This window comes from Fuscovulum ytuae (assembly GCF_029953595.1).
Lineage (GTDB): Bacteria > Pseudomonadota > Alphaproteobacteria > Rhodobacterales > Rhodobacteraceae > Paragemmobacter > Paragemmobacter ytuae.
On sequence record NZ_CP124535.1, the window covers coordinates 426,853 to 450,690 of the forward strand.

At 64.4% G+C, this 23,838-nt stretch carries 21 protein-coding genes; 6 read left to right on the top strand and 15 right to left on the bottom strand.

Annotated features, from left to right (window positions below; translation table 11 throughout):
* The first annotated feature begins 82 nt into the window (after window positions 1–82).
* The 6 genes from QF092_RS02100 (at window position 83) to QF092_RS02125 (ending at window position 10,331) form a co-directional block, all read left to right on the top strand.
* A complete protein-coding gene (locus QF092_RS02100) occupies window positions 83–2,524 on the top strand; it encodes a GcvT family protein (protein ID WP_281467173.1) in 2,442 nt (813 codons plus the stop codon).
* Between the two features lie 54 nt (window positions 2,525–2,578).
* The gene (locus tag QF092_RS02105; protein WP_281469714.1) at window positions 2,579–5,038 is read left to right on the top strand and encodes a GcvT family protein; all 2,460 of its coding nucleotides are present in this window, start codon (window positions 2,579–2,581) and stop codon (window positions 5,036–5,038) included.
* Window positions 5,039–5,155: 117 nt separating this feature from the next.
* Window positions 5,156–6,709: a trimethylamine methyltransferase family protein gene (locus QF092_RS02110; protein WP_281467175.1), complete on the top strand. Its 1,554-nt coding sequence runs from the start codon at window positions 5,156–5,158 to the stop codon at window positions 6,707–6,709.
* A gap of 7 nt (window positions 6,710–6,716) precedes the next feature.
* A complete protein-coding gene (locus QF092_RS02115; RefSeq protein WP_281467177.1) occupies window positions 6,717–8,147 on the top strand; it encodes an aldehyde dehydrogenase family protein in 1,431 nt (476 codons plus the stop codon).
* 24 nt (window positions 8,148–8,171) lie between these two features.
* On the top strand, window positions 8,172–9,071 hold the full coding sequence (locus QF092_RS02120) for an NAD(P)-dependent oxidoreductase (RefSeq protein WP_281467179.1): 900 nt from the start codon (window positions 8,172–8,174) through the stop codon (window positions 9,069–9,071).
* Between the two features lie 144 nt (window positions 9,072–9,215).
* The gene (locus QF092_RS02125) at window positions 9,216–10,331 is read left to right on the top strand and encodes a cystathionine gamma-lyase (RefSeq protein WP_281467181.1); all 1,116 of its coding nucleotides are present in this window, start codon (window positions 9,216–9,218) and stop codon (window positions 10,329–10,331) included.
* Between the two features lie 118 nt (window positions 10,332–10,449).
* Here the strand turns inward: QF092_RS02125 and QF092_RS02130 are convergent, their stop codons facing one another.
* From QF092_RS02130 to QF092_RS02200, 15 genes are all read right to left on the bottom strand, one after another.
* Window positions 10,450–11,184, bottom strand: coding sequence for an SDR family oxidoreductase (locus QF092_RS02130; RefSeq protein WP_281467183.1), 735 nt, complete (start codon window positions 11,182–11,184; stop codon window positions 10,450–10,452).
* 92 nt (window positions 11,185–11,276) lie between these two features.
* Window positions 11,277–11,939, bottom strand: a complete 663-nt coding sequence (locus tag QF092_RS02135) for an SDR family NAD(P)-dependent oxidoreductase (protein ID WP_281467185.1) — start codon at window positions 11,937–11,939, stop codon at window positions 11,277–11,279.
* Between the two features lie 109 nt (window positions 11,940–12,048).
* Complete coding sequence (locus QF092_RS02140; RefSeq protein WP_281467186.1) at window positions 12,049–12,615, bottom strand: hypothetical protein; 567 nt, start codon at window positions 12,613–12,615, stop codon at window positions 12,049–12,051.
* Window positions 12,616–12,927: 312 nt separating this feature from the next.
* A complete protein-coding gene (locus tag QF092_RS02145) occupies window positions 12,928–13,140 on the bottom strand; it encodes a hypothetical protein (RefSeq protein WP_281467188.1) in 213 nt (70 codons plus the stop codon).
* Window positions 13,140–14,603, bottom strand: a complete 1,464-nt coding sequence (gene purF / locus QF092_RS02150; protein WP_281467190.1) for an amidophosphoribosyltransferase — start codon at window positions 14,601–14,603, stop codon at window positions 13,140–13,142. Before purF ends, QF092_RS02145 begins: the two co-directional genes overlap by 1 nt.
* Before the next feature lie 112 nt (window positions 14,604–14,715).
* Complete coding sequence (locus tag QF092_RS02155) at window positions 14,716–15,309, bottom strand: CvpA family protein (protein WP_281467192.1); 594 nt, start codon at window positions 15,307–15,309, stop codon at window positions 14,716–14,718.
* 33 nt (window positions 15,310–15,342) lie between these two features.
* A complete protein-coding gene (radA, locus tag QF092_RS02160; RefSeq protein WP_281467194.1) occupies window positions 15,343–16,701 on the bottom strand; it encodes a DNA repair protein RadA in 1,359 nt (452 codons plus the stop codon).
* A 32-nt stretch (window positions 16,702–16,733) separates the two neighbouring features.
* The gene (locus QF092_RS02165; protein ID WP_281467195.1) at window positions 16,734–17,162 is read right to left on the bottom strand and encodes a paraquat-inducible protein A; all 429 of its coding nucleotides are present in this window, start codon (window positions 17,160–17,162) and stop codon (window positions 16,734–16,736) included.
* 36 nt (window positions 17,163–17,198) lie between these two features.
* Window positions 17,199–17,978 carry a DNA repair protein gene (locus tag QF092_RS02170; protein WP_281467197.1) on the bottom strand — a complete coding sequence of 260 codons (780 nt, stop codon included), beginning with the start codon at window positions 17,976–17,978 and terminating at the stop codon, window positions 17,199–17,201.
* A gap of 137 nt (window positions 17,979–18,115) precedes the next feature.
* Entirely contained in the window at window positions 18,116–18,493 is a 378-nt protein-coding gene (locus QF092_RS02175; RefSeq protein WP_281467199.1) for a hypothetical protein, read from the bottom strand.
* Window positions 18,493–19,239: an ABC transporter ATP-binding protein gene (locus tag QF092_RS02180; RefSeq protein ID WP_281467201.1), complete on the bottom strand. Its 747-nt coding sequence runs from the start codon at window positions 19,237–19,239 to the stop codon at window positions 18,493–18,495. Before QF092_RS02180 ends, QF092_RS02175 begins: the two co-directional genes overlap by 1 nt.
* The gene (locus QF092_RS02185) at window positions 19,236–20,021 is read right to left on the bottom strand and encodes an MlaE family ABC transporter permease (protein WP_281467203.1); all 786 of its coding nucleotides are present in this window, start codon (window positions 20,019–20,021) and stop codon (window positions 19,236–19,238) included. The genes QF092_RS02180 and QF092_RS02185 overlap by 4 nt, the downstream gene beginning before the upstream one ends.
* Window positions 20,018–21,076, bottom strand: a complete 1,059-nt coding sequence (alr, locus tag QF092_RS02190) for an alanine racemase (RefSeq protein ID WP_281467205.1) — start codon at window positions 21,074–21,076, stop codon at window positions 20,018–20,020. Before alr ends, QF092_RS02185 begins: the two co-directional genes overlap by 4 nt.
* 233 nt (window positions 21,077–21,309) lie before the next feature.
* On the bottom strand, window positions 21,310–22,098 hold the full coding sequence (locus tag QF092_RS02195; protein ID WP_281467207.1) for an L-fucose dehydrogenase: 789 nt from the start codon (window positions 22,096–22,098) through the stop codon (window positions 21,310–21,312).
* A gap of 8 nt (window positions 22,099–22,106) precedes the next feature.
* Window positions 22,107–23,609: a replicative DNA helicase gene (locus tag QF092_RS02200; RefSeq protein WP_281467209.1), complete on the bottom strand. Its 1,503-nt coding sequence runs from the start codon at window positions 23,607–23,609 to the stop codon at window positions 22,107–22,109.
* Window positions 23,610–23,838: the final 229 nt, after the last annotated feature.

A 23,838-nucleotide genomic window follows, 5' to 3' on the forward strand; every position in this document is an offset into this window, starting at 1 on the left:
CCCGAATTGAAAGCGCGCTGAAGCGCTGTCATCCTGCCGCGCGAAATGCGCCCTTTGCGGGCACGGGACGGTGGAGGATGGCATGGCGGATTTTCCCACGAGCGCGCGGGTGGTGATCATCGGGGGGGGGGCTGTCGGGGCCTCATCCCTTTATCATCTGGCGAAGGCCGGGTGGACGGATTGCGTCCTTCTGGAGAAGAACGAATTGACCGCAGGGTCCACTTGGCATGCGGCGGGGAATGTGCCCACCTTTTCGTCAAGCTGGTCGATCATGAACATGCAGCGCTATTCGGCCCAGCTTTACCGGGGTCTGGGTGAGGCGGTCGATTATCCGATGAATTACCACGTCACCGGATCGGTGCGGTTGGGGCATTCCAAGGAGCGGTTGCAGGAATTCAAGCGTGTGGTGGGGATGGGGCGGTATCAGGGAATGGACCTTGATATCCTGTCGCCTGACGAGGTCCGGTCGCGCTATCCGTTTCTTGAGACACATGATCTGAGCGGGGCCTTGTATGACCCCTATGATGGCGACATTGATCCGGCGCAGTTGACGCAGGCCTTGGCCAAGGGCGCGCGCCAGATGGGCGCGCGGATCGAGCGGTTCTGCCCCGCGACGGGCGTGCGGCGCGAGGGCGATGAATGGGTGGTGGAGACGCCGAAGGGCGAGATCCGTTGCGAGATCGTGGTGAATGCCGCCGGATATTACGCCCGTGAGGTGGCCAAGATGTTTGGCCGCGATCTGCCGATGATGGTGATGAGCCATCAATATCTGCTGTTCGACACGATCCCCGAACTGGAAAGCTGGTCCAAGGGGGTGGGGCATAAGCTGCCGCTTTTGCGCGATGTGGACAGTTCCTACTATCTGCGGCAGGAGAAATACGGCTTTAACCTTGGGCCTTATGAGGGGAATTGCCGCGCGCATTGGGCGACGGCGGATGATCCGATGCCGGAGGATTTTTCCTTCCAGCTGTTCCCCGACGATCTGGAGCGGCTGGAATGGCATATCAATGACGCGATGGCGCGGGTGCCTTTGCTGGCGCAGGCCAATCTGACCAAGGTCATCAATGGGCCGATCCCCTATACGCCGGACGGAAACCCTTTGATCGGGCCGATGCCGGGGGTGCCCAATGCCTTTGAGGCCTGCGTTTTCACCTTTGGCATCTGTCAGGCGGGTGGCGCGGGCAAGGTTCTGGCGGAATGGGTGACGGAAGGGGCGACGGAATGGGACATGTGGTCCTGCGATCCGCGCCGTTTCACAGGGTTCGAGGACCCGCAATATTGCGTCGACAAGGGGATGGAGGTTTACGGGCACGAATATGCCATCCATTTCCCGCATCATGTCTGGCCAGTGGGGCGGGGGAAGAAGCATTCCGCCGTGCATGACCGGGTGGCGGCGATGGGGGCGCAGTTCGGGCCCTATAATGGCTGGGAGCGGGCGCTGTGGTATGCGCGGCCCGGTGATGACACATCGGAGGACGCGCAGCGGACATGGGACCGGGAAGGCCCGTGGTTCGGTGCGGTGCGCGAGGAATGCCTTGCGGTGCGGGATGCTTGTGGCATCCTCGACCTTCCCGGGTTTTCGCGGTTCGTGCTGACGGGCGACGGGGCGGCGGCGTGGCTGTCGGCGCAGGTCACGGGCAAGCTGCCGTCGGTCGGGCGGCTGGGTCTGGCCTATTTCGCGGATGACAAGGGCCGGATCGTGACCGAGATGTCGGTCGCGCGGATGGGGGAGGATCAGTTCCTTCTGATCACCGCCGCCACGGCGCAGATGCATGACAAGGAATGGCTGCAGCGGCATCTGGTGCCGGGGCTGCGCCTTGAGGACGTGACGGAGGATTGGTCCTGCCAAATCCTGACAGGGCCGAAATCGCGCGAGGTGCTGGCGGCCTGTTCGGATGCGGACCTGACGAAGGGCTGGCTGACGTTCCAGACGGCGCGGATCGCGGGGGCAGAGGTCACGCTGTTCCGGGTGAGCTTTGCTGGGGAATTGGGTTGGGAGATCCATTCGCGGGTGGCGGATACGCCTGCGGTCTTTGACGCGGTGATGGCGGCGGGTGTGCCAGCGGGCTTGCGGCCTTTTGGGATGTTCGCGCTGAATTCCTTGCGGGTGGAGAAGGGTTATCGGGCGTGGAAGGGGGATCTTTCCACCGATTACACCGTGCTTCAGGGCGGATTGGAGCGGTTCGTCGATTGGGCCAAGCCGGACTTCCGGGGCAAGGCTGCGCTGGAGGCGGAAAAGCAGCGGGGCGTGGCGAAGCGCTTTGTCACCCTGACGGTCGAGGCGGGGGAGTGTGACCCGCCTTACATGAGCACGATCTGGCATGACGGTGCTGTCGTGGGCGAGACGACGAGCGGCTATTTCGGGCATCGGGTGGGCAAGGTGGTGGCCTTGGGCATGCTGCGGGCCGATCTGGCCATGCCGGGGACGGCGGTCGAGGTGGAGATCTTCGGGGAGCGCTGCAAGGCGGTGGTCTGCGAGGATGCGCCGCTTTGGGACGCAAAGAACGAGCGGCTGCGCGCGTGACAGGCGGCGGGACCGGGGGCCAGCCCCCGGACCCCCGGAGTATTTTTGGCCAAGATGAAGGACGGGGCGATGGGAATTCCGGGCAAGGCGCGGGCGGTGGTCATCGGCGGGGGCGTGTCGGGCTGTTCGGTGGCCTATCATCTGGCCAAGGCCGGGTGGACGGATGTGGTGTTGCTGGAGCGCAAGCAGCTGACATCGGGGACGACTTGGCATGCGGCGGGGCTGATCGGGCAGTTGCGCGGATCGGCCAATATGACGCGGCTCGCGAAATATTCGGCGGATCTTTATGTGAAGCTGGAGGCGGAGACGGGGGTTGCGACGGGGATGCGGCAGGTGGGCAGCATCTCGGTCGCGCTGACCGAGCATCGGCGGGAGGAGTTGCTGCGGCAGGCCACCGTGGCGCGCATCTTTGGGGTGGATGTGGCGGAAATCTCGCCGTCTCAGGTCAAGGAGATGTATCCGCATCTGAATGTGGGCGATGTGGTGGGGGCGGTGCATCTGCCGCTGGATGGGCAATGCGACCCGGCCAATATCGCGATGGCGCTGGCCAAGGGCGCGCGGATGCGCGGGGCGCAGATTTTTGAGCATACGAAGGTTACCGGGGTGCGGCAGGCGGGCGGCCGTGTGACGGGGGTGGAGTATGTGAGCGCGGATGGCGAGCCGGGCTTTATCGCCGCCGATGTGGTGGTGAATTGCGGCGGTATGTGGGGGCGCGACTTGGCGGCGCAATCGGGCGTCACGCTGCCTTTGCATGCCTGCGAGCATTTCTATCTGATCACCGAACCCGTGGAGGGGCTTGGCCATCTGCCCGTGCTGCGGGTGCCGGATGAATGCGCCTATTACAAGTCGGACGCGGGCAAGATGATGATCGGGGCCTTTGAACCCAAGGCCAAGCCTTGGGGGATGGAGGGCATCCGCGAGGATTTCATGTTCGACACGCTGCCCGAGGATTGGGATCATTTCATGCCGATCCTAGAGCAGGCGATGCACCGGATGCCTTTGTTCCAGACATCGGGGATTCATACCTTTTTCAATGGCCCCGAGAGTTTCACGCCGGATGACCGATACTATCTGGGCGAGGCGCCGGAACTGGGGGGGTATTGGATTGCCGCCGGGTATAACTCGGTGGGCATCGCAGGGTCGGGGGGCGCGGGGATGGCGCTGGCTTCGTGGATCACGGAAGGGGAGCCGCCCTTTGATCTGTGGGAGGTGGACATCCGGCGGGCGCAGCCGTTCCAGCGCAACCGCGCCTATTTGAAGGAGCGGGTGAGCGAGACGCTGGGGCTGCTTTATGCCGACCATTTCCCCTATCGGCAGGTGGAAACGTCGCGCGGGGTGCGGCGGACGCCGTTGCACGAGCATCTGAAGGCGCGGGGCGCGGTGTTCGGCGAGGTGGCCGGATGGGAGCGCGCGAATTGGTTCGCGCGGCCGGGGCAGGAGCGGGAATATCGCTATAGCTGGAAGCGGCAGAACTGGTTCGAGAACCAGAAGGCCGAACATATGGCGGTGCGCGAGGGGGTTGGGTTCTTTGACATGACCTCTTTCGGGAAGATCCGGGTGGAGGGGCGCGATGCGGCGGCCTTTCTGAACCGGGTCTGTTCGGCGGAGGTGGATGTGGCGCCGGGGCGCATCGTCTATACGATGTTCCTGAATGCGCGGGGTGGGATCGAGGCGGATTTGACGGTCACGCGCCTGTCGGAGACGGCCTATCTCTTGGTGGTGCCGGGGGCGACCTTGCAGCGCAATCTGGCGCATCTGCGGCGCTGTCTGGGGGAGGAATTCGTCACCATCACCGATATGACGGCGGCGGAATCGGTGCTGTGCGTGATGGGGCCGAAGGCGCGGGACTTGATGGCGCGGGTTTCTCCGGACGATTTTTCGAACGCTGCGCATCCGTTCGGGACGGCGCGGGAGATCGAGGTCGGGATGGGATTGGCCCGCGCGCATCGGGTGACCTATGTGGGCGAGCTGGGCTGGGAGCTGTATGTCAGTTCTGACCAGACGGCGCATGTCTTTGAGGCGCTGGAGGCGGCGGGCGAGGGGCTTGGGTTCACGCTTTGCGGGCTGCACACGCTGGACAGTTGCCGGATCGAAAAGGCCTATCGCCATTGGGGCCATGACATCACGGATGAGGATCATGTGCTGGAGGCGGGGCTGGGCTTCACCGTTTCCAAGAAGAAGGCTGGCTTCATCGGGCGTGAGGCGGTGCTGCGCAGGCAGGAGGCGGGGCTTTCGCGCCGGATGGTGCAATTCCGCATGGAGGACCCGGAGGTGATGCTGTTCCACAATGAGGCGATCGTCAGGGACGGGCGCATCGTGGGACCGGTGACGAGCGGGAATTACGGCCATTTCCTTGGGGGCGCGGTGGGCATGGGATACGTGCCTTGCGCAGGCGAGAGCGAGGGGGAGGTGCTGGCGTCTTCCTACGAGATCGAAGTGGCGGGGGTGCGGCATCGGGCGGTCGCCTCGCTGGTGCCGATGCATGATCCGAAATCGGAACGGGTGCGGATGTGAGGATAACGCCGGGGGGGCCATGCGCCCCCCCGGACCCCCCGGCGCGGGACCACGGGCGTGGCGCGGTTGGGAGCGGGGGAAGATGAGTATTTGGGCCAAGATGAAGGGGCTTGCGAAATGAGCGATATCGGTGAGGTTTGCGAACCGGCACGGGCGCGGCGGTCGGGCGGGCGGTCGGCGCGGGTGGCGCTGCGGGCGGCCCCCTTGGCGGATGACGTGCGGCCCGTGCGGGCGGGGATGCCGGGGGGGCAGTACAAGCCCCTGACGGATGCGGGGATGGCGAAGATTCACCAATCGGCGCTGGAGGCGCTGGAGGTGATCGGCCTTAGTCAGGCGCCGAAATCGGGCGTCGAGATCATGACAGCGGCGGGGGCCATTCAGGGTGATGACGGGCGGCTGCGGTTCCCCCGCGCGCTGGTTGAGGATATGTTGGCGGTGGCGGCGCGGGACATCACGCTTTATGCCCGCGATCCCAAGCATGACCTGCATCTGTCGGGGACCAATGTGCATTTCGGCACGGCGGGGGCGGCGGTGCATATCGTGGACCCGGTCACGCTGGAATACCGGGAGTCCACGGCGCAGGACCTGTATGACGGGGCGCGGTTGGTCGACAACCTTGACAACATCCATTTCTACCAGCGCACGATGGTCTGCCGCGATGTGGTGGACAATAAGGAGATGGACCTGAACACGCTTTATGCCTGCCTTGCGGGCACGAAGAAGCATGTGGGGACATCCTTTAGCGATCCGTCCCATGTCGCGGATTGCTTTGACATGCTTTACATGGTTGCCGGGGGTGAGGAGAAATGGCTGGAGCGGCCATTTGTTTCGAACTCCAACTGTTTTGTCGTGCCGCCGATGAAGTTTGCCGAAGAGTCCTGCATCACGATGGAGGATTGCATCCGGCGCGGCATGCCCATGCTTTTGTTGAGCGCGGGTCAGGCGGGGGCGACGGCGCCTGCGCCCATCGCCTTGACCATTGTGCAGGCGGTGGCGGAATGCCTTGCCGGGGTCGTCTATGTGAATGCGATCAAGAAGGGGGCGCCTGCCATTTTTGGCACATGGCCCTTTGTCAGCGATCTGCGGACCGGGGCGATGAGCGGGGGCAGCGCGGAGCAGGCGCTTTTGACGGCGGGCTGCGCGCAGATGCACCGGTTCTATGACCTGCCGGGTGGGGCGGCGTCGGGGATTTCCGACAGCAAGCTGCCCGATATGCAGGCCGGGTGGGAGCAGGGGATCACCAATTCGTTGGCGGGCCTGTCGGGGTTGAACATGTGCTATGAGGCGGTGGGGATGCATGCCTCGCTCTTGGGCTTCTGCCTTGAGTCCTTGGTGCTGGGGGATGACCTTCTGGGGCAGGCGATGCGTCTGGTGCGGGGGATCGATGTGACGGAGGACTCGACCTCCATCGAGGCGATGAAGGAGGTCTGTCTGGGCGGTCCGGGGCATTACCTTGGATCGGAGCAGACGCTGTCCCTGATGCAGACGGAATATATCTATCCCAATGTGGGCAACCGCATGAGCCCGAAGGAATGGAACGAGGCAGGGAAACCTTTGTTGCTGGACACCGCGATCCGGCGCAAGAATGACATCCTTGCCAAGGCGGGATGCCGTGTCGATCCCGAGATCGATGCCGCCATCCGGGCCCGGTTCAACATCTATTTCCGGTGAGGGAAGAATGACCTACGCAAATCTGTCGAAGTTCTACATCAACGGGGAATGGGTGGCACCGCTGGGGGGCACCACGATGGGGGTGGAGAACCCTGCCACCGAAGAGATCGTGGCGCAGGTGGCGCTTGGCACGGTGGCCGATGCCGACCGGGCCATCCTGGCGGCGCGGGCTGCGTTTGACGGGTTCACCGCCTGGAAGGCGGCGGATCGGATCGCGCTGCTGGAGGCCATTTTGGCCGAGTATAACAAGCGCTATGAGGATTTCGCCGTTGCGATGAGCACCGAGATGGGTGCGCCAATGGCCTGGGCGCGCGAGGCGCAGGCCTGGGCGGGGCAGGTGCATCTGGAGGCCACGATCAAGGCTGCGAAGGAGTTCCACTGGGAAGAGATGCGGGGCGAGACGCTGTTGATCCGCGAAGGGATCGGGGTTTGTGCCCTGATCACGCCGTGGAACTGGCCGATGAACCAGATCGCCTGCAAGGTGGGGCCTGCCATTGCCGCGGGCTGCACCATGGTTCTGAAACCGTCGGAGATCGCGCCCTTGTCGGGCATCCTGTTTGCCGAGGTCTGCCATGCGGCGGGGGTTCCGGCGGGGGTGTTCAATCTGGTGAACGGCACGGGGCCGGAGGTTGGTGCGCGGATGTCGGCCCATCCGGAGGTGGATATGGTGTCCTTTACCGGGTCCACCCGCGCGGGCACAGCGGTTGCGGCGGCGGCGGCCCCCACGGTGAAGCGGGTGGCGCAAGAGTTGGGCGGCAAATCGGCCAATATCATCCTGCCTTCCGCCGATCTGGCGGCGGCGGTGTCGGGCGGTGTCGAGGGCTGCTTTGGCAATACGGGGCAATCCTGCGATGCGCCGACGCGGATGTTTGTTCCTGCCGCGCGGATGGATGAGGCGCTGGCCGTGGCGAAGGCGGCGGCCGAGGCCGTTGTGGTGGGCGACCCGAATGACCCTGCGGTGACGATGGGGCCGCTGGTGTCCAAGCTGCAATTCGACAAGGTGCAGGCATTGATCCAGAAGGGGATCGATGAAGGGGCGACGCTGGTGACCGGGGGCGTGGGCCGACCGGTGGGCGTGAACCGGGGCTGGTTCGTGCGGCCCACCATCTTTGGCCATGTGACGAATGACATGACAGTGGCGCGAGAGGAAATCTTTGGCCCTGTTCTGTCTGTCATCGGCTATGACACGGTCGATCAGGCGGTGGCGATGGCGAATGACACGGTCTATGGCCTTGCCGCCTATGTGCAGGGCGATACGGCCGAGGCGATCGCAGTGGGGCGGCGGCTGCGGGCGGGTCAGGTCAGCCTGAACTATCCGGCTTGGGATACGTTCGCGCCCTTTGGCGGTTACAAGCAATCGGGGAACGGACGGGAATATGCCGATTGGGGCATCCATGATTTCTGCGAGGTCAAGGCCATCGTGGGACATGGGGCATAAGGACCTGGGGGGTAAGAGGCGAGAATGAAATACGGATATGTGGGCCTGGGCAATCTGGGCGGGCACTTGGCGGCAAGCCTGATCCGTGCCGGGCATGAGGTCACGGTCTATGACCGCGATGAAAGCCTTGCTGAACGGCATCGGGCGATGGGGGCCAAGGTCGCTTCTAGCCCGGCCGAGGTGGCGGCGGCGTCGGATCATGTCTTTACCTGCCTGCCTTCGCCTGCCGTGTCCGAGGCGGTGCTGGCGCAGCTTTTGACCACGATGAAGCCCGGCGCGACATGGATCGAGAATTCGACGCTTGGGCGCGAGGATATTCTGCGGCTGGCGGGATTGGCGCATACGGGGGGCGTCCGGCTGCTCGAGGCGCCGGTGACCGGGGGCGTTCACCTTGCCGCGCGGGGCGAGATCACGGTGCTGGTCGGCGGCGATGCCGAGCTTTTCGAGATGCACAAGCCCGCGCTTCAGGCGATCGGCAGCCGGATCTTCCATATGGGGCCGTTGGGATCGGCGGCGATCATCAAGGTGATCACCAACATGCTCGCCTTCATCCATCTGGTCGCGGATGGCGAGGCCTTGATGCTGGCCAAGCGGGGGGGGCTGGACCTCAAGACGGCATGGGAGGCGATCACGGCCTCGTCCGGCACGAGTTTCGTGCATGAAACGGAAGGTCAGCTGATCCTGAATGGCAGCTATGACATCGCCTTCACCATGGACCTTGCTCTGAAGGATCTGGGCTTTGCGATGGGCTTTGGCAAGGAATTCGGGGTGCCCCTCGACCTTGCCTCCTTGACCAATCAGACCTTCATGAAGGGCAAGGCCGTCTATGGCGGCACGGCGCAATCGACGCAGATCGTGAAACTTTTGGAAGATGCGTTGGGCACCGATCTGCGGGCCGAAGGCTTCCCCGCACGGCTTGAATGACCCCTTCATTTTCTGTCTGAAGATATCCCCTGGTGGGTCCGGGAGGGCGGGCAGCCCTCCCGGCGGGTGCCGCTGGGCGCGCCGGGGCGGGGTTGCATCCGCCCGTCCGACGGAGGAAGGATCGGCGCGAAGGAGACATGTGCCATGACCATCCGAAATGACGATGACCGCCGTTTCGCCGATCTGCTGCATCACCGCGCGGCGCGATTGGAACAGGGCGATCCGGTGACGCCGCCCCTTGTCAGTGCCGCGACCTATCATCTGCCGCGCGTGGATCAGGGCGGGTTCATGTATGGCCGCATGTCCATGCCGACATGGGAAGAGGTGGAGGCGCAATTGGCTGTGCTGGAAGGCGCGCCCTGCATCAGCTTTCCCTCGGGCATGGCGGCGATTTCGGCGGCTTTGTTCGCTGCCGTTCTGCCGGGCAAGCGGGTGATCCTGCCTTCGGATGGCTATTACACGGTGCGGCTTTTCGCGGAAGGGTTTCTGAAACCTTTCGGCGTGACCTTGGACTATGTGCCGACGGTCGAGATGGCGGTGGCGGATTTCGCCGGGGCTGGGATCGTCTATATCGAGACGCCCTCCAATCCGGGGCTGGATGTCTGCGACATCGCCGCGGTTGCGGCGCGGGCCAAGGCGGCGGGGGCGCGGGTGATCGTGGACAACACGACGCTAACCGCGGTCTTGCAGCGGCCTTTGGAGCTTGGCGCCGATCTGGTGGTGGCGGCGGATACCAAGGCGCCGGGGGGGCATTCCGATGTGCTGTTCGGCCATGTGGCAGGGCGCGATGACGCGCTGATGCAGAGGGTGCGGGATTGGCGCAAGCTTTCGGGCGCGGTGCCGGGGGCGTTCGAGGCCTGGCTGGTGCATCGGGGGATCGAGACGCTGGAGCTGCGCATGGCGCGGATGTGTCAAAGCGCGCAGGTGATTGCCGAGCGGTTGGCCAATCATCCCAAGGTGGGGGGCCTGCGGTATCCGGGGCTGCCGGGGGACCCGTCGCATGCGGTGATGGCCCGGCAGGCGCAGGGCTTTGGCTTCCTGATCGGGATGGTGCTGGAAAGCGCCGAGGCGGCGGAGCGGTTTCTGGAGGCTTGCCCCTATATGGCCCGCTCCACGAGTTTCGGGTCTACCCATAGTGCAGGCGAACGCCGTGCGCGCTGGGGCGATGCGGTGCCGGAGGGGTTCTTGCGCCTGTCGATCGGGGTGGAGCCGGTTGAGGCGCTGTGGGCAGGGATCAAGGACGGGCTGGCGGCGGTGTGAGCGCCGAAAATTCTTCGCAGAAGAATTTTCTGAGAGGCAAAGATTTTTCGTAGAAAAATCTTCTGTTTATATGGTGGGGCGAAAATTCTTCAGGGAAGAATTTTCGCTGTCTGCCCTGTCAGATGTTGGTCCAGCCGCCGTCGATGCTAATCGCCTGCCCGGTCAGGAAGGCGGCCTCGTCCGAGGCGAGGTAGACGGCGAGATGGGCAATCTCTTCCGGCTTGCCGATGCGGCCCATGGGCTGGCGCGCGATGAAGGCGGCGCGGGCGGCCTCGTAATCCCCTTGGGCGCGCATGCGCTGTTCCAGCGAGGGGGATTCGACTGTGGCGGGGCAGATCGCGTTGCAGCGGATACCGCGCGTGACGTAATCGGCGGCGATGGATTTTGTGATGCCGATCACGGCGGCCTTGGTCGCGCCATAGACGAAGCGGTTGGGAGCGGCGATGATCGAGGAGGCGACCGAGGCGATGTTGACGATCGACCCGCCGCCATTTTCCAGCATCGCGGGCAGGAAGGCGCGGGTGACGCGGTAGAGCGATTTCACGTTCAACTCGAATGAAAAGTCGAAATCCTTTTCCTCGCAGTCAAGGATGGTGCCCGCATGAACGAAGCCCGCGCAGTTGAAAAGGATATCGACGGGGCCTGTCTGGGCCGCCATGGCGGCGACGGCGGCGGCATCGGTCACGTCTAGGCGGTGCGCTTCGAACCCTTCGGCGCGGAGGTCGTCGACGGCCTTGCTGCTAATATCTGTAGCGATGACGCGGGCGCCTTCGGCCTTGAAGGCACGGACGGTGGCAAGGCCGATCCCGGCGCCGGAGGCAGTGCAGAAGGCGGTTTTCCCGGCGAGGCGCATGGTCAGATCATCCCTTATCCCTGTCGCGCGCAGTCAAGCGGATGCGCGGGGGCGGGGCAAGGGCAAACTGACATGTCAGTTCGCCACGGGTGTCAGATCAGGTCAAGAAGGCGGCTGGCTTCGGTCCGGATATCTGCCAGTTTGGCGCGATCCTCGCCGGGGTGGAAGCGGGCGCGGGTGGCGGTGGGCATCGGGGCCGGTTCGCCGATGAGGATGCGGGGGCCATGCTTTGTCGCCTCGGCCTGCCATGAGCGCGCCAGCGCCATCTGCGCGGCCTTGGTCGCGCCATAGGCGCCGTAGAATTTCTGGCCCGCTTTGGGATCATCGGGGAAAAGGGCCGTGCCGCCATCGGGGGCGGCGCGCAGCAGGGGTTCGATCATCGGGATGAGCATGCCCGTCGCGCGGGTATTCGTGGCGATGGATTTTTCCCAGTCCTTGGCATCAAGGCTGCCCATGGGCGCGAGGGGAGCGGCATGGATGGCGGTGTGGACCCAGAGGTCGAGATGGCCCCAGCGATCATGGATGGAACGGCAGAGATGGCGCATCGCATCGTCATTGGTGATGTCCATCGGCGCGAGGGTCAGCGCGCCTGCGCCGGGAAGGCGGGCGGATTTCACACGGTCATCCAGTTCCTCAAGCCCGCCGACGGTGCGGGCGACGGCGACCACATGCCAGCCGCGCAGGGCCAGTTGTTCGGCCATGGCGGACCCAAGGCCGCGCGAGGCGCCGGTGACGAGGGCGATCTTCTGGGTCATGCCTCATGCTCCGTGACTGGCCGGGCGTGAAGTATTTGATCCAAGGTGAAGGGGCAAGGGCCTTTGGTCACCACTGTGAAAGGGGCGCGTCGCGGGCTTTCAAGGGCGGTCAGGCGGACTTGCTGGCGTTATGCTTGACGGCCCATTCCGCCATAGCGGCGTCCAGATCGCCTTCGGCTCCTATCCGGTCCCAGAAATTTGGGAAATCGGTCTGTGCGTTTTCAAGTGTCACCTGCGTGACATGCGGTTTGTCGCGCAGAAAAAGCGCGATGTTCTGTTCGACAGTCTGTACGTAATCGCGGCAGAAATCTATCATTTCTGTAGACGTGTTCCGCTTGGCAGCCCCCATCAGAATGGTCGTTCGATAGGCCAGAAGTATGCCCTGATTTGCACGTTTGGCGAAGGATTGTGCGGTCTCTTCCGCGTCGCGCCGCAGATGCACATAGAGCGGGCGGGTGCCCCAGGTGACGTCCAGCCGACCGAGCAGCCAGGTTAACCGATTGTCTGCTTCAATATGCTTGGATGGATAGGCGAGGCGTAGGGCGCCAGCCAAATGTGTTCGGCTTTCATGAGACGCGGTGAAATTGGTCGCGTGTCGCGCTGCCTGCACAAAAGTCGTGGAGCCGCATCGTCCCGTGCACAGAACGAAGATGTTTTCAAAAGGTTGAACTCGCATATAACACAGCAGCCTTCAGTTGGAACGTTACTTGGAACTCATGGCACCACTGTTGAATATCACCGTGACTGCCTCTGTCGCAAGCGAAGCTTTGTTAGGGAACATCACGGAAACTTCGTGGGATATTTGAACAACGCGGACGGGAAGGTCACTGCCTATACAGATGCTCGGCGGCGCATTGGGCTAGGCGAGCGGCGATGATGGCGGTGGCAGCGGTTCGGGAAACCGGTGGCTGGAGGTGGAGAGGATACCGTTTTTTGAGGTTTTGAATGGGCGGCAGTCGATCCACGGGATCACTTTGCCGGAACGCGGCTAGAGGTAAAGATGCCGCCGGAAGCCAACGTAGCCAGCGACCATGCGGCCCTGTGGTCCCGATTGGAGAAAGCCGGGCATGGCGTAGGAGATGCATTCGAAATGGCCGTGCAACAATCTTGCGAAGAATTCGCGAAGGTGGCGCAGGGCGGTCTTCTGGTCAGAGAGCAGGGCGGCGAGGTCGGCATCTACCGCGGCCGCGCTGCCGGGCATTATTGGGCAGCCTTCATCTGGAAACCCTCTTCGAGCTTGTCGGACGGAGCCACGGGGTAATCGCCCGAGAAACAGGCATCGCAGTAGCGGGGGTTGGTTGCATCGCGGCCCGCCGCTTCGCCTGCGGCGCGGTAGAGCCCGTCGAGCGAGATGAACTTCAGGCTATCGACGCCGATCCAATCGCGCATCTCATCCTCGGACATCGTGGCGGCGAGGAGCTTTTCGCGTTCGGGCGTGTCTACGCCATAGAAGCAGGGCCATGCGGTGGGGGGGGAGGCGATGCGGAAATGCACCTCGGCCGCGCCTGCGTCGAGGATCATGTCCTTGATCTTGCGCGAGGTGGTGCCACGGACGACCGAGTCATCGACGAGGATCACCCGCTTGCCCTTGATGAGGGCGCGGTTGACGTTGAGTTTCAGGCGCACGCCCATGTTGCGGATCTGTTCGGTCGGTTCGATGAAGGTGCGCCCCATATATTGGTTGCGCGTGATGCCGAGGCCGAAGGGGATGCCGCTTTCGGCGGCAAAGCCGATGGCGGCGGGGGTGCCGCTGTCGGGGACGGGGCAGACGAGATCGGCCTCTACGGGCGCTTCGCGCGCCAGTTCAACGCCGATCTGGCGGCGGGTTTCATAGACCGAGCGGCCGCCGAGGATCGAGTCGGGGCGCGAGAAATAGACATGTTCGAAGATGCAGAAGCGCGATTTGGCGGGGGAGAAGGGGCGGAAGCTTTCCACCTTGTTATTCTCGATCACCACCATTTCGCCGGGATCGATTTCGCGGATGAATTCGGCCCCGATGATATCAAGCGCGCAGGTTTCCGACGACAATGCCCAGCCATGATCGCCGATGCGGCCAAGGACGAGGGGGCGGACCCCCAAGGGATCGCGCACGCCGATGAGTTTGGTGCGCGTCATGGCGACGACGGAGAAGGCCCCTTCGACCCGGCGCAGCGCATCCTTGATGCGTTCGGGGATCGTCTTCTGGATCGAGCGCGCCATCAGGTGGATGATGCATTCGCTGTCGGAGGAGGATTGGAAGATGGAGCCGCGTTCGATCAGTTCGCGGCGGAGGGCTGCGGCATTCGTCAGATTGCCATTATGGGCGATGGCGGCCCCGCCCATGGAAAATTCGCCGAAGAAGGGCTGCACGTCGCGGATGGCGGTCGCGCCCTTTGACCCGGCGGTGGAATAGCGGACATGGCCGATGGCCAATTCGCCCGGAAGGGTGGCCATGACATCGGCCTTGGTGAAATTGTCGCGCACATAGCCAAAACGGCGGGCCGAGTTGAACCCCTGATCCGGGTCATAGGCGACGATGCCGCCTGCCTCTTGCCCGCGATGTTGAAGCGCGTGCAGGCCAAGGGCCACAAAATTCGCCGCATCGGCCACGCCGATGACGCCGAATACGCCGCATTCCTCCTTCAGCTTGTCATCGTCGAAGGGGTGCGAAAGGAAGGGGCGCATGGGGCCTCCGAATCCGGGGAGAGGGATGGGAGTGATCTAGTGCTTTGTGACGGTGAAGTCACGCCCCCTTTGGCCGCAGTTGGCCGATGTCGCTGCAAGACCGGTTTGCAGATCAGCCAGAGGTGGAGGGGGCGGTTTCTGCGGGGGCCGCATCGCCGACGCAGACCTGTGTAAGGTCGTTGTAGCGGGCGACGATCCAGCCGGGGGCATCGGTCGGCACTTGCGCATCCAGATTGTCTTGGAAGGTGGCAAAGACCTTGGCCGAGCGGCTGTCATCCACCATGGGGATGGCATTGGCGGCCACGGCGCGGTCGTAGACGAGGAAGGCCACGGCCACGAGAAGGACACCCCGCACCACGCCGAAAAGGAAGCCGAGGCCCTGATCAAGGCCCCCCAGAGCGGTGCGGTGGATGGCCGAGGACAGGAGCGGCGTGAAGAGCGAGGCGATGATGAGGGCACCGGCGAAAACCACGGCGAAGGCCGCGATGATCGAGAGTTCGCAGCTATCGCCCAAGAATTCGCCCACGACGGGAAGTTCCTTGACCAAGGGCTGCACGGGGGCGGCGAAGAGGAAGGCGACAAAGGCCGCGCCGATCCAGCCGACGATGGCCATCGCTTCGCGCACGAAGCCCCGGCTATAGGCGAGGATCGCCGAGAGGATGATGATGCCGGCCACTACGGCGTCGATCAGGGTAAAACCTTCCATGTGCCGTCCTGCTCCTGTCCCTGCCGGGGTTCTTTAGCCTGCCCCGAACATTTCGCCCACAAAGGCCGTGAGGTCGGGCATCTGACGCACCCGCATCCCCGTTTCCACCCCAATCTTAGAGCGGTCCGGCGCAATCGCCTGTGAGAAACCAAGTTTCGACGCCTCTTTCAACCTGTTTTCCGTCTGGCCGACTGGCCGGAGTGCCCCAGAGAGAGAGATTTCGCCGAAAAGCACCATGTCGGGGGGCAGGGCGACATCTTCGCGCGCTGAAAGGAGGGCTGCGGCGACCGCAAGGTCAGCGGCGGGTTCGGAGACGCGCATGCCGCCTGCGACGTTGAGAAAGACATCAAGGCCTGCGAAGGGGATGCCGCAGCGCGCCTCGAGCACCGCGAGGATCGTGGAGAGGCGGCCGCTATCGAGACCCACGACCGTGCGGCGCGGGGTGCCGAGGTTCGAGGGCGCGACGAGGGCCTGAATTTCGGTCAGCACCGGCCTTGTGCCTTCGATGCCAGCAAAGACGGCAGAGCCGGGGGTGGTTTGGCCGCGATCGGACAGGAAAAGGGCCGAGGGGTTGGTGACTTGGGCAAGGCCGTCGCCCGTCATCTCAAACACGCCGATTTCATCGGCGGGGCCGAAGCGGTTCTTCACGGCGCGCAGGATGCGGAACTGGTGGCCGCGTTCGCCTTCGAAATAAAGGACGGTGTCGACCATGTGTTCGACCACGCGGGGGCCTGCGATCTGGCCTTCCTTGGTGACGTGGCCGACGAGGATGATCGCCACGCCGCGGCGTTTGGCGAAGGTAACCAGTTCATGCGCCGCCGCGCGGACCTGCGAGACGGAGCCGGGGGCAGCTTCGACCGTGTCGAGCCACATGGTCTGAATCGAGTCGATCACGGCGAGGTGGGGGCGTTCGGCGTCGAGCGTGGTCAGGATGTCGCGCAGCGCGGTTTCGGCGCCGAGCGCCACGGGCGCGTCAGAAAGGCCCAAGCGTTGGGCGCGCATGCGGACCTGTGCCGAGGCCTCTTCGCCCGAGATGTAGAGGCATTTGAGGCCGCGTCGGGCAAAGCTGGCGGTGGCTTGCAGAAGGAGGGTGGATTTACCGATGCCGGGGTCGCCGCCCACGAGGATGGCGGATGCGGGGACAAGGCCGCCGCCAAGGACGCGGTCAAGTTCATCCATCCCACTGGCGGCGCGGGGGGGCGGGGCCTCTTCGGTGGCGAGGTCGGTGAGGGAGATGGTTTTCCCCTTGGCGCCAAGGGATTTGGGGCCGGTGGACAGCGGTGCCTCTTCCACGATGGAGTTCCACGCGCCGCAGGCATCGCATTTGCCCGCCCATTTGCGGTGGACAGCGCCACAGGCGGTGCAGGTGAAGGCGGGGGCGGATTTGCTCATGCCCCATTGGGTAGCCGCTGGGGGCCGGGGGTTCAAGTGTGGCGGCGGTGTGAGAGAAGGAGCGAGAGCGCCACGCAGGCGGTGAAGAGCCAGAGGCCCCACGCGGTTTCAACGGTGCCAAAGCCCGTCCCCTTGGCCAGCACGATGTAAAGCGCGACGAGGAAGATATCGGCCATGGCGAGGCGGCCCATCAGGCGGAGCGCGGGCAGGGTGCGGGGGGAGAGGAGGCCGAAGTCGATCAGCGCGAGGCCCAGCACCTTGGCATAGGGGGCGAAGAGGGCAAGGAAACTGACCAGAAGCGCAAGGGCGGGGTCAGTGTCCCAGAGTGATTGCAGCCCGGTGAGGACCGAGATTTCCGAAAGGCCGAAGATCGGCAGAAGCCCCGCGCGCAGAAGCGGCGCGAACCATGCCACGGGAAAGAGGATCAGAAGCGAGAGGTTCAGAAGGGGGGCCAAGCGCATGGGCGCATCTGGCCCCCGATACCGCCCCGGTTCAAGTCATTTCCCCGGTTTGGGAAGTTGAACGACGGTGGCGTCGCGGGTTTCTTCGGGTTCCATCGCATAGCCAAGCTGGGGCAGGATTTCGCGCAGGTCTGCCTCAAGCCGTTTGATCTGCGTTTCGGCCTGACGTTCCTCGACCTCGATATCCGTGAGCCAGCGGCGGAGTTCGTCGACGGTCGTGCGGGCAAGGGTGATGCGGTCGGTGAGCATGGTCACCTCTTCCTGACGCTGCTGAAGGAAGGCGCGGGCGCGGGCCACGCGGTCGTCGGAATAGGTGCGGGCGAGATCGCGTGTCAAAAAGCTCATTTGTGCGGCGAGTTGCAGGAGTTCGGGTTCCAGTTGGCCAAGGTCGGGGTGGTTGCGCAAATGGGCAAGGCGGGCGCGCATGGATTCGAATTCGCCAGACAGGGCGAAGACCCCGGCGCGGTCGGCGGCATGGGCCAGGCGATAGGCATGGGCCACATCGTCCAACCCCATGGCAAAGGAGCGGTGGCTGCGTTCCAGCCGCGCCATGCGGGCATTGGCGGGCAAAAAGAGGCAGATGAGGCAAAGAAGTGCGGTGAGGGAAAGCTGCGCCCACATGCCGGACTGCGGCAGGTCCATCGCGCCGTAGCGCAGCGCCAGATCAAGCCAAGGCAGCTGACCAAAGGCCGCCAAACCAGAGGCGGCAAGGGCGGCGAGGGTTAGAAGGACGAGCAGGCCATGCGCAAGGGTCTGGGCATAGGAGAGGGCCGGATGCAGGCGGCGGAAGGACAAAGACGGCATGGACTGCGACATGGGGAAACCGGAACACTCTTAACCACGATCACAGAAAAGGATGCCCGGGGGGGATTCGGCAACGATTTTATGGTCGACGCTCCGTGACGGGCGGTTATCGCAGTGCAGCGGGCGGATCGTTTCTGTATGGGAAACAGTTAACCCCGGATCAGGACAATGGTGCCGATCAGCGGCAGCAGCCAAAGCAGCGTGCCGACCAGCCAATGGCCCCAGATCGGCGCGGGCCAGTCGCCCAGAACATGCCGCCCCCAGGCCATGAGCAGCCAGAACCAGCACAGGATGGACAGCACAAGACTGGCCTGTTGCAGTTCCAGATAGGTGGAATGCCATGGCAGGCCCAGCCAGAGGCAGACCACAATGCCGAAGAGGGCCAATTGCCCTGCGCCTTCGACCCTTTGTCGCCAGCCCGCGATGGCCGCGACGGTGATGGCCACGGGCAGGGCAAGGGCGAGGGCGCGGAACAGCGGCGAGGCGGCGAGCGTGTGCGGAACCCCTGCCAGCCAATCCAGCAGCATCAGCGCACCGCGGCGATGGGGCCGGTGGCACGACCGTGGATGAATTGCTGCACGTAAGGGTCGGGTGTGGTGTCAAGCTCGGCGATCGGGCCTGTCCATTGGATCACGCCGTCATGCAGCATGGCCACGCGGTCGGCGATGGCGCGGACCGAGGTCATGTCATGCGTGATGGTCATGGCGGTGGCGCCCATCTCTGTCACGATCTCGCGGATCAGATCATTGATGACGCCAGCCATGATCGGGTCAAGCCCGGTGGTGGGTTCGTCAAAGAAGATGATTTCCGGTTCCGCCGCGATGGCGCGGGCAAGGCCCACACGTTTCTGCATGCCACCCGACAGTTCGGCGGGGAAGAGATCGGCGACCTCGGGTTTCAGGCCCACGCGGCGAAGTTTTTCGATGGCAATCTCGCGCGCTTCAGCCTTGGGGCGTTTGGTGGGGCCGCGCATCAGGCGGAAGGCCACGTTTTCCCAGACGCGGAGCGAGTCAAAGAGCGCACCACCTTGGAAGAGCATCCCGAAACGGGCAAGGAAGGCGTCGCGGTCGGCCTGTGTCACGTCCTGACCATCGAGGGTGATGGTGCCGGTGTCGTGATGGACAAGGCCGAGGATGCATTTCAGCAGGACCGATTTCCCGGTGCCAGAGCCGCCGATGATGACCATGCTTTGGCCAGACGGGATGGTCAGGTCCACCCCGCGCAGGACGCGGTTCTTGCCGAAGGTCTTGGTGACGGCGGTGAGGGTGATCATGCGGAGAAGAACAGTTCGGTGAGGATGTAATTGGAGGCAAGGATCAGGACCGAGGCGCCCACCACCGCGGATTTCGTGGCCGCACCCACGCCTTGCGCGCCGCGGCCCGAATTCATGCCGTGATAGCAGCCCATCAGCGCCACGATGAAGCCGAAGGCGGCCCCTTTCCACAGGCCCGAGACGACATCCCATGTTTCAAGGAAATCGACGGTGTTTTGCAGATAGGTGGCTGAGTTGAAGCCAAGCCGGTTCACGCCCACAAGCCAGCCCCCGGCGATGCCGATGGCGTCGCCCACGGCGACGAGGACGGGGACGGCCAGCGTGGCGGCCAGAACGCGGGGGACGGCGAGGTATTTGATCGGATTGGTGGAGAGGGTGACCAGCGCGTCGATCTGTTCGGTGACCTTCATGGTGCCGATCTCGGCCGCGATGGAAGAGGCGACGCGGGCCGCGACCATCAACCCGCCAAGGACGGGGCCAAGTTCGCGCACCATGCCGATGGCGACGATGGAGGGGACGACGGCCTCGGCGTTGAACCTTGCGCCGCCGGAATAGATTTGCAGGGCGAGCGCCCCCCCGGTGAAGACGGCGGTCAGGCCCACGACGGGCAGCGAGAGCCAGCCGATCTGGACGAGGGCATGCAGGATTTCGCGCGGGTAGAAGGGCGGGCGGAAGAGATGGCTGATGACCTGCGCGGCGAAAAGCGCCACGCGGCCGATGGCGGCGAGGGCCGCGAGAACAGGCCGCCCGAGGGCGGCGAGGGGGGCGGTGAGGGCGGTCACGCCTGTCCCCCTTGGCGGGTCACATAGCGGCGCGCGTAACGGGGGCCGAGCGAGGTGAGAATTTCATAACCGATGGTGCCTGCGATGGCGGCAAGGTCATCGACGCCCTGATGCGGGCCGATGATATCGAGGCTGCGCGGCACTTCGGCCAAGTGGCCGATATCGGCGGTGATGAGGTCCATCGAGACGCGGCCGATCAAGGGCACGGGCGTGTCGCCATCCCAGAGATGGACCTTGTTTGACAGCGTGCGGGGCAGGCCATCGGCATAGCCTGCGGAAAGCGTGGCGACCGTGGTGGCGGTTTCCGCCGTCCATGAATTGGCATAGCCCACGGTTTCGCCCGGCCCCACCTCGCGCGTCTGGATGACGGGGAGGGAGAGGGTCAGGCTGGAACGCGCATCCGCGAAAGGCTGACCGCCGTAAAGGCCGATGCCGGGGCGCGTGAGATCGAAATGGTAGTCAGGGCCGAGGAGGATGCCGCCCGTGGCGGCAAAGCTGCGCGGGATGCCTAGCCCGTCGGTCATGCGGTGGAACTGCGCCAGTTGCGCGGCGTTCATCGGGTGGTCGGGTTCATCGGCGCAGGCGAGGTGGGACATCAGGAAATCGGGGCCCGCCTCAAGCACGATGGGGGCGATGGCGCGCCATTCGGGGTCTTCCAGACCCAGACGGTTCATCCCGGTGTCAAGCTGGATGCCGAAAGGATGACCGGGCAGGGCTTCGAGGTGGCGGGTGACCTGCTGGAGCGAGTTGAGCATCGGTGTCAGGTCGAGATCATGGATCATCTCGGTATCGCCCGCCATATGGCCGCCGAGGATGCCGATCTGGGGGCCGGGGCCGAGGATCTGACGCAGGCGGGCGCCTTCTTCGGCGACGGCGGTGAAGAAGCGCCGCGCGCCTGCGCGGGCGAGGGCCGGGGCGACACGGTCGATGCCCAGCCCATAGGCATCGGCCTTGACGACAGCGGCGGTCTGGGTGCCGGGGGCGGAAAGACGATCCAGCGCGCGCCAATTGGCGGCGATGGCGTCAAGGTCGATGGTGAGGGTTGCTGTGGCCATGATGCGGGGGTTTTCGGCAGGGGCGGGGCTGGGGTCAAGGGAATTCTGGTGGCGGGGGGGTGAGGTGGCGGAGGCGTGATCCTGCGGAGCGCTTCGCGCAAGCCTTTCCTGTCGCCTGCGCGCTGCCGCGCTCCGGCTCCGTGGTCAGGGGACGTTCCGTCCCCTCTGTCCGCGCGGTGCCCGCGCGGCCATTCACCCCTGGAGAGTATTTTCCGCCAAGATGAAGGGGCGGGTCAGTCGCGCAGGCCTGCCATGGCGCGGTCGAGATGGACATAGCCGCCATCGACGAAAAGCCATTGGCCTGTCGTGTGGCCCGCGCGGGGAGACAGGGTGAAGACGACAGTATCGGCCATTTCGGTATCAAGCGTCATGCGCTGGCCAAGCGGGATGCGGCGGGTGATTTCAGCCAGTTTTTCGGCGCGGTTCGGGAAAGTGTCGAGCCAGGCGTCATACATGGGGGTGAGGACTTCGGCCGGGATGACGGCGTTCACGCGCACGCCATGGGGGGCAAATGCGGCGGCCCATTCGCGGGTGAGGCCAAGCTGGGCGGCCTTGGCTGCGACATAGGCCGAGGTGGAGCCTTGCCCCGTGACGCCCGTTTTGGAGGAGATGTTGACGATGGCCCCCCGCTGCGCCTTGAGGTCATCCTGCAACAGATGGGCGAGGGTGTAGTAATGGATCAGGTTCTGGTCGAGCGAGGCGCGGAAGGCGGCGGGGCCTGCGTCGAGCCCCACGCCATCATTGGTGCCTGCATTATTCACGAGGCCGTAGACCTGCCCCCATCGGGCATGCACCTCGTCCACGGCCTGTGTGATCTGATCGTCTTTGGACAGATCGACCTGCACCCAGCCCGCCTTGGGCTGGAGCGCGGTCAGGCGGGCGAGGAAGGCCGGATCAGGGGCGCGGCGGGCGAGGATGGCGGGGATGGCGCCTTCGGCGGCAAGGGCCATGCTGATCGCGCCGCCGATGCCTTGGCCGCCGCCCGTGACGATCACGAGCTTGTCTTTCAGCTGCAGATCCATGTCGCCCCCTAGTACCCGCCGCCGTCGCCCTGCCAAGGCTGGGCGAGGTTGCCAAAGCGGGTGAAGCGGCCCTCAAAGCTGAGTTCCACCGTGCCGATGGGGCCGTGGCGCTGCTTGCCGATAATGACCTCGGCCTTGCCATGGACGCGGTTCATTTTCTCATACCATTCGGCGAAGCGGGGATCCTCTTCCGGTGGCTTGAGGCGTTCGTGGTAATATTCGTCGCGATAGACGAACATGACCACGTCAGCATCCTGTTCGATGGAGCCGGATTCGCGCAGGTCGGACAGTTGCGGGCGCTTGTCGTCGCGGGATTCGACCGTCCGCGAAAGCTGTGACAAGGCGACGACGGGGATGTTGAGCTCCTTGGCGATGGCCTTGAGGCCTTGGGTGATTTCCGAGACTTCCTGCACGCGGTTGGTTTCGCCCCGGCCCGTGCCCTTGAGGAGCTGGAGGTAGTCGACCATCAGCACATCAAGGCCATGGGTCCGTTTCAGGCGGCGGGCGCGGGCGGCGACTTGGCTGATGGGCAGGGCGGGGGTGTCGTCGATATAGAGCGGGCAGGATTCGAGGGATTTGGCGGCCTCGACGAAGCGGCGGAATTCCTCTTCCGTCATGTCGCCGCGGCGGATTTGTTCGGAGGGAACTTCGGATGCCTCGGAGAGGATACGGGCGGCAAGCTGCTCGCTGCTCATTTCCAAGGAGAAGAAGCCCACGACGCCACCATCGACCGCGCCTTCGCTGCCATCCGAGAGGCGGCCGCGGCGATAGGCCTTGGCGATGTTGAAGGCGATGTTGGTGGCGAGCGAGGTTTTCCCCATGGAGGGGCGCCCGGCGAGGATCAGCAGGTCGGATGGATGGAGGCCGCCGAGTTTGCGGTCGAGATCGACGAGGCCCGTCGAGATGCCGGCAAGGCCACCGCCGCGCTGATAGGCGGCGTTGGCGGAATTCACCGCCTCGGTCGTGGCGCGGAGAAAGGAGACGAAGCCGCGTTGGGCGACGCCCTGTTCGCCAAGCTTGTAGAGATGCTGTTCGGCCTCGGTGATCTGTTCGCGGGGTTCGGATGTGACATCGACCTTGGCGGCCTTGGCGGCGATGTCGCGGCCCAAGGAGATGAGTTCGCGGCGGACCGCGAGGTCGTAGATCATCTGGGCGTAGTCGCGGGCGGCAAAGGAGGAGATCGCGGCACCGGCAAGGCGGACGAGATAGGCGGGACCGCCGAGTTCCTTCAGCCCGTCGTCATCTTCGAAAAAGGGTTTCAGCGTGACGGGGGAGGCCAGCGCGTTTTTCTGGATGCGGGCGGCGGCCTTGTCGAAGATGCGCTGATGGACGGGGTCGAAGAAATGGTCGGCCTTCACGAGGGCGGCGATGCGATCATAGACATCGTTATTCGTCAGGATCGCGCCAAGGAGCTGCTGTTCGGCCTCGATATTATGGGGCAGCGCCTCGGGTTCCGGGCCGGGTTGGGGGGCGGTGGGCAGGTTGGGGCGGAGGGTCGCGATTTCGGTCATGTCTGCCTCGGTTCGTTGCTGCCGGGGTCGGATATGCCCCGGTTCGGCCTGCGGGAACAGGCAGGAACAACCCTGTGGAAAAGCACGCGGCGAGTCGCAGGGGGTGCGCCTGTTCTACCACATCTTGCGGCGGTTGTCCGGCTTTGCCACCAGCGAGGGCTGTTTCGGCCCTGACGAAGGGTGAGTCATGCACAAAGCATCCACAGGGCCGCCCACAGGAAATTTTACG

Coding starts and splice junctions, on each gene's coding strand:
- QF092_RS02100 (WP_281467173.1), top strand. CDS start 83: ATGGCGGATTTTCCCACGAGCGCGCGGGTGGTGATCATCGGGGGGGGG.
- QF092_RS02105 (WP_281469714.1), top strand. CDS start 2,579: ATGAAGGACGGGGCGATGGGAATTCCGGGCAAGGCGCGGGCGGTGGTC.
- QF092_RS02110 (WP_281467175.1), top strand. CDS start 5,156: ATGAGCGATATCGGTGAGGTTTGCGAACCGGCACGGGCGCGGCGGTCG.
- QF092_RS02115 (WP_281467177.1), top strand. CDS start 6,717: ATGACCTACGCAAATCTGTCGAAGTTCTACATCAACGGGGAATGGGTG.
- QF092_RS02120 (WP_281467179.1), top strand. CDS start 8,172: ATGAAATACGGATATGTGGGCCTGGGCAATCTGGGCGGGCACTTGGCG.
- QF092_RS02125 (WP_281467181.1), top strand. CDS start 9,216: ATGACCATCCGAAATGACGATGACCGCCGTTTCGCCGATCTGCTGCAT.
- QF092_RS02130 (WP_281467183.1), bottom strand. CDS start 11,184: ATGCGCCTCGCCGGGAAAACCGCCTTCTGCACTGCCTCCGGCGCCGGG.
- QF092_RS02135 (WP_281467185.1), bottom strand. CDS start 11,939: ATGACCCAGAAGATCGCCCTCGTCACCGGCGCCTCGCGCGGCCTTGGG.
- QF092_RS02140 (WP_281467186.1), bottom strand. CDS start 12,615: ATGCGAGTTCAACCTTTTGAAAACATCTTCGTTCTGTGCACGGGACGA.
- QF092_RS02145 (WP_281467188.1), bottom strand. CDS start 13,140: ATGCCCGGCAGCGCGGCCGCGGTAGATGCCGACCTCGCCGCCCTGCTC.
- purF (WP_281467190.1), bottom strand. CDS start 14,603: ATGCGCCCCTTCCTTTCGCACCCCTTCGACGATGACAAGCTGAAGGAG.
- QF092_RS02155 (WP_281467192.1), bottom strand. CDS start 15,309: ATGGAAGGTTTTACCCTGATCGACGCCGTAGTGGCCGGCATCATCATC.
- radA (WP_281467194.1), bottom strand. CDS start 16,701: ATGAGCAAATCCGCCCCCGCCTTCACCTGCACCGCCTGTGGCGCTGTC.
- QF092_RS02165 (WP_281467195.1), bottom strand. CDS start 17,162: ATGCGCTTGGCCCCCCTTCTGAACCTCTCGCTTCTGATCCTCTTTCCC.
- QF092_RS02170 (WP_281467197.1), bottom strand. CDS start 17,978: ATGTCGCAGTCCATGCCGTCTTTGTCCTTCCGCCGCCTGCATCCGGCC.
- QF092_RS02175 (WP_281467199.1), bottom strand. CDS start 18,493: ATGCTGCTGGATTGGCTGGCAGGGGTTCCGCACACGCTCGCCGCCTCG.
- QF092_RS02180 (WP_281467201.1), bottom strand. CDS start 19,239: ATGATCACCCTCACCGCCGTCACCAAGACCTTCGGCAAGAACCGCGTC.
- alr (WP_281467205.1), bottom strand. CDS start 21,076: ATGGCCACAGCAACCCTCACCATCGACCTTGACGCCATCGCCGCCAAT.
- QF092_RS02195 (WP_281467207.1), bottom strand. CDS start 22,098: ATGGATCTGCAGCTGAAAGACAAGCTCGTGATCGTCACGGGCGGCGGC.
- QF092_RS02200 (WP_281467209.1), bottom strand. CDS start 23,609: ATGACCGAAATCGCGACCCTCCGCCCCAACCTGCCCACCGCCCCCCAA.